Below are 13,351 nucleotides of genomic sequence, written 5' to 3'. Positions count from 1 at the left end.
GAGTCTTCCTGCTGTCACAGTTGTTGTTCGCGGGAGAAGTCGGCCCAGGTCCGGGCGGCGCCGTCGATCATTGCCACGCGGCCGCCGTCGCTCGAACCCATGTAAATGCTGAAACGCTGATCCTTGCGCTCGCGAACGTAGCGGCGCATCACGGAGCGCATTTCGTTGCTGGGCATGAGGTCGTAGGGGAGCTGATCGACCGGAAAGAAACGCAGGGACTCGGGCAACGCCTGCGAGGAGCTGGCGGTGTCGAGCTGGGCGCGGAAGATCAGGTAACCGGGATCGATGTCATCGACGTCGAACACCGAATAGAGAAACGTGGATTCGGGCACCAGCATCAGCGAGCCCTGATCCACGGGCAGCTCGGTTTTACCGCGGCTGCGGCCCGACACCGGAAGGCTCCACCCGCCCTTGCCATCGGCGCGCAGCAGGATTGAATCGTCGGCTTCGATCAGGTAGCCGCTGATCATGCCGTGGGACTCCAGCCATTTTGACGGCAGCGGTTCCTTGAGGCTGGCGTAGCTGCCACGGCAGAAACACAGAGGTGATTTCGGGCTGGTGCCAAATGCACGCACCTGGCCGATCAGGACGATGTGATCACCGGCGTCAACGCGCTGATCCACCGAGCAATCGAACCAGGTCAGGCTGTCCATCAGGATCGGCGCGCCGGTGTGCACAACGTCATGATTGACGGTTTTGAACTTGTCCGGCGATTTCGAGGCAAAGGTGGCCGAAACATCCGTTTGACCTTCGTGCAGCAGATTGACCGCAAAGCAGTCGCCGCTTGCGAAGGCGGTGTAGCTCAGGGCCGATTTGCCGACACAGACCAGCAACAGCGGCGGATCGAGTGAGACCGAGGTGAACGAGTTGGCCGTCATTCCGCGTGGCTGGCCGTCAGCATCGTGCGTGGTGATGACCGTCACCCCGGTGGCGAAGGTGCCGAACGCTTGGCGAAGTGCACCCGGATCGATTGCTGCATCGTTGGCGCTGATCATCGTGCTCGACATTGACTCTGTCCTTTTTGTTGCTCGGGTTTGATGCAAGGCTAGTCCTGCCGCTGCCCGCGTTCTTCCATCGAAAAAGAGCAAAGTCGGGATTTTTTTTGCTGCTCTTCCGAGTATTCAGAGCACACCTGTCGCAGCGAATCTTCGACGCAAAAAAAGCAGCCCGATTCGTGATCGGGCTGCTTTGAAGAGGCGATAAGTCTGTGGGCGCGCGGCCCACGGGTGTCAGCGCTGTTGCTTCTCGGCTTCCATTTCAGCCATGTCCTGGAACCGGTCCGCGATGCGGGGGTGCGGACGAGAACCATCGGCGGCGCCAATGGCGATCAGCACTTCATCCGGGCCGGGGGCATCGGCAATCTGGAAGTTAGCGGTGAGAAAGTGGGAACGCTTGCCGGTAGTGCTTTTGTGCACCATCGGCAGGGAAATCAGCGCGCCCGGCCCGTTGCGCACGTTGGTGAAGCTCAGGTAGGCCGTGCCGTCCACCGCTTCGCGGAACATGTTGCCGAAACGCAGGGTGTGGATCAGGCCGGACGCGTGTTCAATCTCGCCATTGACGCCGACACACGCGGCCTTGCCGTAGGCTTCCACCTTGTCCGGCGGCATCAGCGCCACCAGACGTCGCGTCAGCTCCTGCCCAAGCGTCGGGGCCAGGCGCAGGATCTCAGGGCGCAAATCTTCGACGAATCCGCGGCCTGCCCAAGGGTTTTTCAAAACCGCCGCGACGACGACCATGGTGATGGGGCGATCGGCCTCCTTGCCGCCTTCGATGAACGTTTCCTCAATGAACGTGGAATATTTTCTTACGCCTGTATCCATGATGGTCGTCACTCTCTCGTTAAATGAATCGTGCGCTGCGTGGACAGCGCGGTGGAGGGCATGGACATCAGGTTAGGGAGCGTAATGGGGTGCGTCTTCCAGCGTTTCGACGGATAAAAAGCGAGAACATTACTCTGGAATGATGCAAGTATTGGCGTCATCGGCCACGCTAGTTTTAAACTCCACCGGCCAGGCGAGGTGACGGACGTGAATAGAACGATGCAGTTGCTGTCATTGCGTGATGTCGCCAGCCAGATCAACTCCGGTGGCGATCTGGACTCGACCTTGCGCCAATTGGTGCGGGTCAGCTGCCAGCACACCGACTGGACGCTGGGGTCGATTATGTCCATCGACATGAGCCAGGGCTACGCATACGTCGTCGCCCGTCACGACCCGACGCTGTTGCAGCGCCCGCTCAGCGACCGCTGGGAATTGGCGTCGAGCCCCGCCGTGATCGCCCTGCAACGCAACGAGCCAATCTACATCCGCGACGTCCGCGAAAGCGAGTACTCGGGCTATCGCATGGAATCCTACGAGCGCGATTACCGCACGGTGCTGGTCATGCCGATGAGCTGCCGGGATTTCGAAGGGCGCCCCATGGTGTTGAGCGTGGTGTCGCGCCACATCAAAGAAGTCGGCGATGAAGACCTGGCCTTCCTCGGAATGATCATTCACCTGGGCGCCATTGCCGTTGAGCGCGAGCACCAGTTGGAAGCGCAGCGCCTGGCCGCCGAACGTTTGCAACAAGCCTTACGCGTGCACACTACGCTGCTCGAACACGTGTTGGCGGAAGGCTCGGTGTCTTCGTTATCGCTCATGGTCGGCAGCCTGTTGCCCAGCCCGCTGGTGGCGGTTGATTTCGCGGCAAACCAGGTCATCGCAGGTCGCTCGCCGGACGCGACGATGTTCGATGACGCCAGCTGGCAGAACGCCGTGGCAGGCGTGCTTAGTTCGCAGATTTCGAAAACCTGTCGCGACACCTTGAACAGCTCAGTGCGCACGCCGGTCAACCTGTTCCTCGACGACGGCACGCGGCATTTCACCTTCAAGGCGCAGATCGAGCCATTGACGGTCGATCACGAACTGGTGGGCGCGCTGGTGCTGTTCGCCGTGGCGCCGTCGCTGAGCGAGCTAGACCAACTGATGCTGGAAAGCGCCAAGTTCGCCCTGAGCGTGCAGATGATGCGCAGCGTCATTCGCTTCCGCTTCGAAACCCGCACCCAGACCGAGCTGTTTTTCGAAGTCATCGAGCGCCGCTGGCGAGACGCCAACGACGTGCTGCAACGGGCGCAGCGGCTGGATATTCATCTCAATGCGCCGCAACAGATGATTGTCGTGGACTTTTCCGACGGGGCGAAAAAGCACGCTAACGCGCCCAGCCACTTCCATCACAACGCATCGCGCATCCTGCAACGCGCAGGGATGGACGCAACGGTGATCGCCATCGATAAGGGGCTGGTGTGTCTGGTGCCGTTCGAAGGGGAAAAAGGCGCCGAGAAAATCACCAAGGTCATGCGCCGCATCACTGACGACCTGATGCATTACCTGTCCGTCGAACCCATCGTGCTGGCCAGCAGCTGCTGCACGACACTGAACGATTATCCCGTGGCGTGGGAGCGTTGCCGCCGGATGATCGACATTGCCCGTTCATTCGGACGAACCGGGCCGCTCTCAGGCCAGGATTTCGGGCCGATGCCGATGCTGATCGCAGCGGTCGGCGGCGAAGACATTCGCGCCTATGTCGCCGACAGCGTGGGGGCCATGATCGCCCACGACAAACAGCACGGCACGCCGTACCTCGAAACCCTCTCGACCTACCTGCAAGTCTGTTGCCGCAGCCAGGCCTGCGCGGATGCGATGGGGGTGCATGTCACCACGCTGCGTTATCGGCTGACGCGCATTCAGGAACTGTTCGACATCGATGTTGAAACGCCGGAACGACGCTTCGCCATCGAGCTCGCTATCCGCCTGCAAAACGTCATGGGCAGCTAGGTTTTCCTTTACCTGAAGCGGTCCACTTCCTTGCGCAGATCCGCCGCCAGCGCATTCAACTCTTGCGCCGTCACCGCCAAGTTCGACACCACTTCGCGCTGTTCGCTGTTGGCGAGGGCGATGCTCTGCAAATTGGCACTGAGTAGCGTCGCGGTGTTGCTCTGCTCTTGGGTCGCGGTGGTGATCGACGCGAATTGCTCGCCCGCAGAGCGGCTTTGCTCGTCGATATGGGCCAAAGCGGCGGCCACTTTGGCGTTACGCGACAGGCCTTCCTGCATCAGCGTATTGCCCTGTTCCATGGTGCTGATGGCGTTGCCGGTTTCCTGCTGGATGCTGGCGATCATGCCGGAGATTTCGTCGGTGGCCTGACGGGTGCGCGAGGCGAGATTACGCACTTCATCAGCGACCACAGCGAATCCGCGCCCCTGCTCCCCTGCCCGCGCAGCCTCAATGGCGGCGTTGAGGGCAAGCAGGTTGGTCTGCTCCGCGATGGAGGTGATGACGCTGACGATGCCGCCGATTTCCTGCGAACGCTGACCGAGGGTGTCGATCACGGCGGCGGTGCTACCCAGCGAACCGGCGATCTGCTCAAGGGACGCCGACGCTTCTTCCATCGACGCGCGACCGATGCGGGTTTGCTGGGCGTTGCCCTGGGCCAGACGCTCGGTGTTGCCCATGTTGTCGGCGATGGTCAGGGCCGTGGCGCTGAACTCTTCGACGGCCCCGGCCATGCTGGTGATCTCACCGGACTGTTGCTCCATGCCTTCGTACGCGCCGCCCGACAGGCCGGACAACGCTTGCGCCCGCCCGCTGACTTCCTGGGCCGCGATACGAATGTGCGACACCATGGTTTCCAGCGCCTGGCCCATCTGGTTGAAGCTGCTGGCCAACTGGCCGATTTCGTCGTGGCGCGTTACGTTCAGGCGCACGCTCAGGTCGCCGGCGCCGAGGGCTTCGGCCTGACTCACAAGATCCGACAGCGGCTGCAGTTTGCTGCGCAACAGCCAGATCGCCGAGCCGACTGCGATCAGCATCGCCAACAGGCTGCCGATGGCGAGTTGGGTGCCGACGCTCCAGGTCACGGCGCTGATTTCCGCTTTAGGCATGGTGGCGAGCACGACCCATGGTCCACCGGAGAACGGCTCCGCGACCGTGTAGAAATCATCCCCTGCGTCTTGCCAGAAACGGCCTTTGTTAGGGGTTTTGACGAATTCGGCCAAGGTTTTGCTCGCCTGATCCAGATCCTTCACGCCCGCTGGCGGCACCAGCCATTTGTTCTGTTCGTCGAGCAGGGCCAACGAGCCGGTCGAGCCGATGCGGAAGCTTTTGAGGTTGTCGAACTGCGACTTCTGCGCGTCGGTGTAATCGAAACCCACGAACAGCACGGCGATGACCTTGCCGCCCGCGTCCCGCACAGGGGTGTACTGGGTCATGTACAGCCGGTCAAACAACAGCGCGCGACCCACGTAACTCTGCCCAGCGAGCAATTTTTCGTACGCCGGGTGTTTGTGGTCCAGCACGGTGCCGATGGCGCGGGAACCGTCCTGCTTGTTCAATGAGGTGCTGACCCGGATGAAGTCGTCGCCGTTGCGCACGAAGACTGTCGCGACGCCTGCCGTCATTTTCTTGAAGTCGTCGACTTCGGCGAAGTCATTGTTCAGCGGGTTGCCATTGAGCAGGAGTGCAGGCGTTTGTACCCCGGCAACGGTGATTTGTTGCTCGGGCTGCAACGTCAGGCCGCCACTAAAGCGCTTCTCGAACAGCCCGCTCAAGCGTTGAGTGCTGTCGCGCAAGGTACTGTGGAACGTATTGAGCTGATCGGCCAACAACCGCGCTTCGCTGCCCATATGCTCTTCGCGGATAACGAGGTTCGCCGAATCCAGCGAACGCAGGGCGAACAGGGTACTGCCGCTGATGACGACCGCCAGGATGACGGCCAAGGCGATGCCAAGCTGCGAGGCAATGCGGGCACGGGGTTGAGGCATGAAAACTCCTTGGCAAACGACCGGATCGTCCTGACCTCAGGTGTACCGTTCGGGCTGATTTCTAATAGAGGGTATCGATAGGCCGATCGATTGTTGTCGGCTCTGTAATAACACCTTCGGCTGACACAGAAAATACTTGAGTCCTACACGGGGTCTTAGGACGGAAGGCAACGGGCAGCCGCTTCTGGCCGCAGGCCGTGGGAGCTGGCTTGCCTGCGATCTGTTGCAAAGCAGTAGCAATACCTGAAGACTCAATATGCCTGACACACCTCAGACCTCGGCTTTACTGCCGCTACGCGCCAGATCGTAGGCAAGCCAACTCCCACGGCCTTCGGCCAGAACCAAAAGCCAGACCGCATCGCCCCCGGCACTCCTAAGACCTGCGGCCAAAAGCAAAACCGGCAATAGCTACTCCAATATCGTCACATCCGGCAATTCCATCGCCTGCACCTCGCCCTGCAGGAAGTCGCTCAGGCGGCGCAACCGCTCTCCCCCCGGGCGGGTCTTGGGCCAGACGAGGTAATAGTTCTCGCCGCTGACCACCGCCGTACGCCACGGAAGACTGAGCCGGCCCTGGAGGACGTCTTCGGCCACCATCAGCAGGTCGCCCATCGACACCCCATATCCCCGCGCCGCCGCGATCATCCCCAGCTCCAGCGTGTCGAACACCTGCCCGCCCTTGAGCGAGACCTGATCCGACAAACCCATGCGCTCAAGCCAACTGCGCCAATCCCGGCGATCCGGCGTGGGATGCAGCAATTCGGCGCTGGCCAGTCGCGCAACATCCCAAGGCGCGTCATCAAGCAGGCTGGGCGATCCCACCGGAATCAACAGTTCCGGAAACAGATAGGTCGCCTCCCAGTCTGGCGGAAAATGCCCACGGCTCAGCAACACCGCGCAGTCAAACGGCTCCTGAGCGAAATCGACGTTATCGATGTCCATCCACGCGCTCGTCAGTTGCACCTCATTGCCCACCTGCAAATGACGAAACCGGCTGAGCCGCGCCAGCAACCAGCGCATGGTCAGCGTCGAGGGTGCTTTCATGCGCAAAATGCCCTCCTCGGCCATCAGCGCACTGCACGCGCGCTCCAGCGCCGAGAACCCTTCACGAACCCCCGGCAACAGCTCCCGAGCCGCTTCGGTCAATTGCAGATTGCGTCCGTTGCGACGAAACAATCGGCAGGCAAAGTGCTGCTCAAGGGTGTGAATGTGCCGACTGACCGCGCTTTGTGTGATCGACAGTTCTTCGGCGGCGCGGGTAAATGAGCTGTGCCGCGCGGCAGCTTCAAATGCACGGAGCGCATACAAAGGCGGAAGACTACGAGGCATCGGGCGCATTCCTCTTGCGTGATGGCGATCTCGGCACTGTACTGCAAAATTCTCAGGATGAGTTTTACTCATGCCAATGATCGTATTTATCCCTTTGTGCATTAGGCCTCGAATCACGACAATGACCTGCTCATCAATGCCTCACCCCTCCCGAGCGCCGCGAACATGCAACAGAACGCCTTCAAAGAACTGTGGATCATCCTGCGCGTGGCCGGGCCGCTTATCGCGTCGCAGATGGCGCACATGCTGATGGTCTTCACCGACACGGTGATGATGGGCAAGCTCGGCCCGGAGTCTCTCGCGGGCGGTGGGCTGGGGGCGGCGAGCTATAACTTCGTTTCGTTTTTCTGCGTGGGCGTGATGGCCGCGGTGGGCACGCTGGTGTCGATTCGCAAAGGCGCTAATGATGATCTCGGCGCGACGCGGCTGACTCAAGCAGGCCTCTGGCTCGCATGGGGCATGGCGCTGGTCGCCGCGCTGATTCTCTGGAACCTGACGCCGATTTTGCTGCACTTCGGCCAAGCCGAAGCCAACGTTCACATGGCCAGCCAATTCCTGTTGACCTTGCCGCTGGCGCTGCCGGGCCTGCTGAGTTTCATGGCGTTGCGCGGGTTCACCAGCGCGTTGGGCCGCGCGACGCCGGTGATGGTGGTGAGCCTGGTCGGGGTCGCGGCCAACTTCGGTCTCAACTACGCCTTCATTCACGGCCTGTTCGGTTTGCCACACTGGGGGTTGATGGGGATCGGGCTGGTCACCGCCATCGTCACCAACAGCATGGCGCTGGCACTCTGGCTGCACATTCGTTACCGCAAGGTGTACGCCGCGTACCCTTTACACGTAGGCCTGATGAGTCTGTCGCGCGCCAGCCTCAAAGAGTTGTGGCGGCTGGGCCTGCCGATTGGCGGCACCTACGCGGTGGAAGTCGGACTGTTCACCTTCGCGGCATTCTGCATGGGCGCGATGGGCAGCACGCAGATGGCGGCGCACCAGATTGCGCTGCAGTCGGTGTCGATGGCATTCATGATTCCCGTCGGGATTTCTTACGCGGTGACGATGCGCATCGGCCTGCATTATGGCGGCGGCAACCTGCTGCAGGCGCGTACGGCTGGCCGCGTGGGCATCACCTTCGGAGGCCTGCTCATGCTGGCGTTCGGGGTTCTGTTCTGGGTGGCGCCGCACGTGGTGATCGGGCTGTTCGTCGACCTGAACGATCCGAAATACCAGAGCGTCGTCGAGTTGGCCGTAAAGCTGTTGGCGATTGCCGCATGGTTCGAGATTCTCGACGGCACCCAGACCATCGCGATGGGCGCCATTCGGGGCTTCAAGGATGCCAAGACGACCTTTCTCATTGGTTTGGCCAGCTATTGGGTCGTCGGCGCACCCTTGGCGTGGGGCTTGGGTTTTCTCGCGACCCAAGGGGCGGAAGGCGTGTGGTGGGGCCTGGCGGTCGGGTTGCTGTGTTCGGCAGTCGCACTGACCTACGCCTTCGAACACAAGGTCGCAAAGCTGCTGCGTAAAGAAGCGACGGGCGTTGTGGTGATGGGCTGACTCCCACTGCCTGTAGGCGCGCATTCCTACAGGTAAGGTCGGGGGCACTTCACAGCCCCTGCGCTACCCGCCCTTTTTGATCGAACATCAGGTAATCCAGCAATTCCGGCAGCGCCAGCGGGTGGCTGATGAGATACCCCTGCGCCTGATCGCAACCGAAGCTGCGCAGCAACGCCAACTGCTCAGGCGTCTCGACCCCCTCTGCCACCACTTCCAGACTCAAGTTGTGCGCCAGGTTGATCATGGCGTGCACCAGCTTGCGGTTTTCCTCGCGCTGTTCCATCTCGCCCACGAAGCTCTTGTCGATCTTGAGCAAGGTGATCGGCAGGCTGTTGAGGTGCACGAATGATGAAAAGCCGGTGCCGAAGTCGTCCAGCGAGAACCGCACGCCCAAGCGTCCCAGCGCATCCATGGTCTGCTTGACCAGATCGCTACGGCGCATGACCGCAGTTTCAGTCAGTTCGAACTCCAGCCACTGCGCATCTACGCCGCGATCACTGATCAGCCGGTCCAGGGTCGGCAGCAGCTGATTGTCCTGGAACTGGCGGAACGACAGATTGATCGCCATGTGCAGCGGCGGCAGGCCTTTTTCCCGCAGCGTCTGCATGTCGCGTAAGGCGCGGGAAATCACCCAATAGCCCAGAGGCACGATCAACCCGCTTTGCTCGGCCAATGGCACGAATTCGCTGGGCGGCAACAGCCCACGCTCGGCATGGCGCCAACGCACCAGGGCTTCAAGGCCGAGGATTTTCCCGGTATTCAGGCACAGACGCGGCTGGTAATGCAGCTCCAGCTCGTCACGCCGCAACGCCCGGCGCAGCTCGCTTTCCAGATCGGCGAGGCTGCGAGCGTTGCGATTGATGCGTTCATTGAAGACGTGGAAGGTGCAGCCCTGAATGCCTTTGGCCTGCTGCATCGCGATGTGCGCATGCCACATCAGCGGATCGGCCCCGGCGTCAGCGCGGGCATGGGCGATCCCGAGGCTGCAACCGATCAGCAGGCTTTCGCCATCCACCCAATAAGGCTCGGACAGCGCTTCGGTGATGCGCTCGGCCATCCATTCAGCGCGATCCGGCGCACGGCGGGTATCGATCAAGAGGGCAAACTCATCGCTGCCGAGCCGCGCGAGCTGATCACAGGCTTCGAGCTGGCTCTTCATGCGCGCCACGACCTGCAGAATCAAGCGGTCCCCGGCCTGATGGCCCAGCGCGTCGTTGGCCCGACGGAAGTTGTCGAGGTCCAGATGTCCCAGCGCCAGCCCTCGCCCATCGAACTCAACCAGGCGCGCCGCGAGCAACGTCTGAAACCCCTGACGGTTGGCAATGCCGGTCAGCGGGTCTTGCTCAGCGAGGCGTTGCAGGGTGTTTTCCAGCAGCCCCCGTTCGCGCACATGACGCAGGCAGCGGCGCAGGCTTTGGGTATTCAGGGCTTCACGAATCAACCAATCACTGACGCCCACAGGGTCAGTATCAGGTTCGACATCGAGCAACAGCACCGTCGGCCAACTGCACTGACCGGCCGCAGGCTGCAAGGCGGGGGTGGTGAAGAGGATAAAAGAATGCGAGGGGTCATCAGGCTGGCCAATAGCGTCCCAGCTCGACGCGCAGTCGAGAAAAGCGGCTTCCCCCAAGGGGGCCAGGCACTCGCGCAATATCGCTGGCCATTCCGGCGTGTCCGCCAGAAGCAGCAAACGCAAGGGTTCGACAGGCGTAGACAAGCTAGCTCCCCACACAAACAAAAGACATCGGCGCCCATTCAAACGAGGGGCGTCAAACGCGTAGATTCACCGCGTGCTGCGCAAATGTAACAAAACGGCGAAATATAGATAGCGTGACGCATCACAGTGTCGGACGGTCGCTGCACAATCCTTCGACCCTGTTAAAATGCCCGCCCATTTTGCAAGCGATCCCCTTTTCCTCATGTCCCGACTCAATCCCCGGCAACAAGAAGCCGTGAACTACGTCGGCGGCCCTCTTTTGGTGCTCGCCGGTGCTGGCTCCGGCAAGACCAGCGTGATCACCCGCAAGATCGCTCACCTCATTCAGAACTGTGGCATCCGTGCGCAGTACATCGTCGCCATGACCTTTACCAACAAGGCGGCGCGGGAAATGAAAGAGCGGGTCGGCACCCTGCTGCGAGCCGGTGAAGGACGTGGCCTCACGGTTTCGACGTTCCACAACCTGGGCTTGAACATCATCCGCAAGGAACATGCGCGCATGGGTTACAAGCCGGGTTTCTCGATCTTCGACGAGACCGACGTCAAGGCGCTGATGACCGACATCATGCAGAAGGAATACTCGGGCGACGACGGCGTCGACGAGATCAAGAACATGATCGACTCCTGGAAAAACGACCTGATCCTGCCTGCAGAAGCCCTGGCCAACTCGCGCAACCCCAAGGAGCAGACCGCCGCCATCGTCTACACCCACTACCAGCGCACGCTCAAGGCGTACAACGCGGTGGACTTCAACGACCTGATCCTGCTGCCGGTGAAGCTGTTCCAGGAACACGCCGACATCCTCGAAAAGTGGCAGCACAAAGTCCGTTACCTGCTGGTGGACGAATACCAGGACACCAACGCCAGTCAGTATCTGCTGGTGAAGATGCTCATCGGCACCCGCTGCCAGTTCACCGTGGTGGGCGACGACGACCAGTCGATCTATGCCTGGCGTGGCGCGCGGCCGGAAAACCTGATGCTGCTCAAGGACGATTACCCGTCGCTGAAAGTGGTGATGCTGGAGCAAAACTACCGCTCCACCAGCCGCATTCTGCGCTGCGCCAACGTGCTGATCGCCAACAACCCCCACGCGTTCGAAAAACAGCTGTGGAGCGAGATGGGCCACGGCGACGAAATCCGCGTGATCCGCTGCAAGAACGAGGATGCCGAAGCCGAGCGCGTGGCGGTCGAGATTCTCAGCCTGCACCTGCGCACCGACCGGCCTTACAGTGATTTCGCGATCCTCTATCGCGGTAACTATCAGGCCAAGCTCATCGAGCTGAAGCTTCAACACCACCAGATTCCGTATCGCCTGTCGGGCGGCAACAGCTTCTTCGGGCGTCAGGAAGTGAAAGACCTGATGGCCTATTTCCGCCTGCTGGTGAACCCGGATGACGACAACGCCTTCCTGCGCGTAATCAACGTGCCGCGCCGGGAAATCGGCTCGACCACGCTGGAAAAACTCGGCAACTACGCCACCGAGCGCAAAGTGTCGATGTACGCCGCCACCGACGAAATCGGCCTGGGCGAACATCTGGACAGCCGCTTCACCGACCGCCTCAAGCGCTTCAAGCACTGGATGGACGGCGTGCGCCAGCAGTGCGCGACCCAAGACCCGATTGCGGCCCTGCGCAGCATGGTCATGGACATCGATTACGAGAACTGGATTCGTCAGAACAGCTCCAGCGACAAGGCCGCCGATTACCGCATGGGCAACGTGTGGTTCCTGATCGAAGCGTTGAAGAACACGCTGGAGAAAGACGAAGAAGGCGGCATGACCATCGAAGAGGCCATCGGCAAGCTGGTCTTGCGCGACATGCTCGAACGTCAGCAGGAAGAAGAGGACGGTGCCGAAGGCGTGCAGATGATGACGCTGCACGCCTCCAAGGGTCTGGAATTTCCTTACGTGTTCATCATGGGCATGGAAGAGGAAATCCTCCCGCACCGCTCCAGCATCGAGGCCGACACCATCGAGGAAGAACGCCGACTGGCCTACGTGGGCATCACCCGCGCCCGTCAGACGCTGGCGTTCACCTTCGCAGCCAAGCGCAAGCAATACGGCGAGATCATCGACTGCCTGCCCAGCCGATTCCTCGACGAGCTGCCCCCGGATGATCTGGCCTGGGAAGGCAACGACGACACACCGACCGAAGTGAAAGCCGTTCGCGGCAATACGGCATTGGCGGACATTCGCGCCATGCTGAAAAGATAAACCGACATTTCGCGCATTTGCGCCCTGAGGAACAGCAACGTGGAAGCACTGCACAAGAAAATTCGCGAGGAAGGCATCGTACTTTCCGACCAGGTCCTGAAGGTCGACGCGTTTCTGAACCATCAGATCGACCCGGTCCTGATGCAGCAGATCGGTGACGAGTTCGCCACGTTGTTTGCCGATTCGGGCATTACCAAGATCGTCACCATTGAAGCATCAGGCATCGCCCCGGCGGTGATGACCGGTCTGAAACTGGGCATTCCGGTGATCTTCGCGCGCAAGCACCAGTCGCTGACCCTGACCGAAAACCTGTTCTCGGCGACGGTTTACTCGTTCACCAAGCAGACCGAAAGCACCATCGCCATTTCCACCCGGCACCTGACCAGCAGCGACCGCGTGCTGATCATCGATGACTTTTTGGCCAACGGAAAAGCCTCCCAGGCGCTGATTTCGATCATCAAACAGGCGGGCGCGACCGTGGCCGGTTTGGGCATCGTGATCGAGAAGTCCTTTCAGGGCGGCCGCGCGGAGCTGGACGCGCAGGGCTATCGTGTAGAGTCGTTGGCACGGGTGAAATCGCTGAACGGCGGCGTGGTGACGTTCGTCTAAACACTGGCCCATGGGCGGCAGGCATTGGTCATTGTAGGAGTGAGCTTGCTCGCGATTCCGGTTTACCAGACACGTCTTCATCAACTGGCACACCTTGATCGCGAGCAAGCTCACTCCTACAGGTAGCTGCCAACAACCG

General features: G+C 60.9%; 9 protein-coding genes and 1 pseudogene. 4 read left to right on the top strand and 6 right to left on the bottom strand.

Annotation, left to right across the window (positions count from 1 at the left end; translation table 11 throughout):
• Positions 1–14: 14 nt before the first annotated feature.
• Both ACIQAL_RS12265 and ACIQAL_RS12260 read right to left on the bottom strand, forming a co-directional pair.
• Entirely contained in the window at positions 15–1,007 is a 993-nt protein-coding gene (locus ACIQAL_RS12265) for a flavin reductase family protein (protein ID WP_341960876.1), read from the bottom strand.
• 222 nt (positions 1,008–1,229) lie between these two features.
• Complete coding sequence (locus ACIQAL_RS12260; RefSeq protein ID WP_401145587.1) at positions 1,230–1,820, bottom strand: amino acid synthesis family protein; 591 nt, start codon at positions 1,818–1,820, stop codon at positions 1,230–1,232.
• Between the two features lie 207 nt (positions 1,821–2,027).
• Between ACIQAL_RS12260 and ACIQAL_RS12255 the strand changes: the two genes are divergently transcribed.
• A complete protein-coding gene (locus tag ACIQAL_RS12255; protein WP_401145584.1) occupies positions 2,028–3,812 on the top strand; it encodes a helix-turn-helix domain-containing protein in 1,785 nt (594 codons plus the stop codon).
• 8 nt (positions 3,813–3,820) lie between these two features.
• On the opposite strand, the gene ACIQAL_RS12250 is transcribed toward ACIQAL_RS12255, so the two are convergent.
• The 3 genes and pseudogenes from ACIQAL_RS12250 to ACIQAL_RS12240 all read right to left on the bottom strand — a co-directional run bounded on the left by ACIQAL_RS12250 (position 3,821) and on the right by ACIQAL_RS12240 (position 7,126).
• The gene (locus ACIQAL_RS12250) at positions 3,821–4,543 is read right to left on the bottom strand and encodes a methyl-accepting chemotaxis protein (protein WP_371928483.1); all 723 of its coding nucleotides are present in this window, start codon (positions 4,541–4,543) and stop codon (positions 3,821–3,823) included.
• A gap of 132 nt (positions 4,544–4,675) precedes the next feature.
• A pseudogene (locus ACIQAL_RS12245) lies at positions 4,676–5,797 on the bottom strand (Cache 3/Cache 2 fusion domain-containing protein); the annotation flags it as partial.
• Positions 5,798–6,205: 408 nt separating this feature from the next.
• The gene (locus tag ACIQAL_RS12240; protein ID WP_166594067.1) at positions 6,206–7,126 is read right to left on the bottom strand and encodes a LysR substrate-binding domain-containing protein; all 921 of its coding nucleotides are present in this window, start codon (positions 7,124–7,126) and stop codon (positions 6,206–6,208) included.
• Between the two features lie 165 nt (positions 7,127–7,291).
• Between ACIQAL_RS12240 and ACIQAL_RS12235 the strand changes: the two genes are divergently transcribed.
• Positions 7,292–8,674, top strand: coding sequence for a NorM family multidrug efflux MATE transporter (locus tag ACIQAL_RS12235; protein WP_401145581.1), 1,383 nt, complete (start codon positions 7,292–7,294; stop codon positions 8,672–8,674).
• 49 nt (positions 8,675–8,723) lie between these two features.
• Here the strand turns inward: ACIQAL_RS12235 and ACIQAL_RS12230 are convergent, their stop codons facing one another.
• Positions 8,724–10,391 carry a putative bifunctional diguanylate cyclase/phosphodiesterase gene (locus ACIQAL_RS12230; RefSeq protein WP_401145578.1) on the bottom strand — a complete coding sequence of 556 codons (1,668 nt, stop codon included), beginning with the start codon at positions 10,389–10,391 and terminating at the stop codon, positions 8,724–8,726.
• 202 nt (positions 10,392–10,593) lie between these two features.
• Here ACIQAL_RS12230 and rep point away from each other — a divergent pair, with 202 nt between their 5' ends.
• On the top strand, positions 10,594–12,603 hold the full coding sequence (rep, locus tag ACIQAL_RS12225; RefSeq protein WP_401145575.1) for a DNA helicase Rep: 2,010 nt from the start codon (positions 10,594–10,596) through the stop codon (positions 12,601–12,603).
• 39 nt (positions 12,604–12,642) lie between these two features.
• On the top strand, positions 12,643–13,212 hold the full coding sequence (locus tag ACIQAL_RS12220) for a xanthine phosphoribosyltransferase (protein WP_166594063.1): 570 nt from the start codon (positions 12,643–12,645) through the stop codon (positions 13,210–13,212).
• The last annotated feature ends 139 nt before the right edge of the window (positions 13,213–13,351 follow it).

The sequence above is a fragment of the Pseudomonas sp. NPDC088368 genome, from assembly GCF_044753445.1.
Classification (GTDB): domain Bacteria; phylum Pseudomonadota; class Gammaproteobacteria; order Pseudomonadales; family Pseudomonadaceae; genus Aquipseudomonas; species Aquipseudomonas bambusae.
Note: the sequence above shows the minus strand (reverse complement) of the source record. Positions and strands in the feature narration are given on the sequence as shown.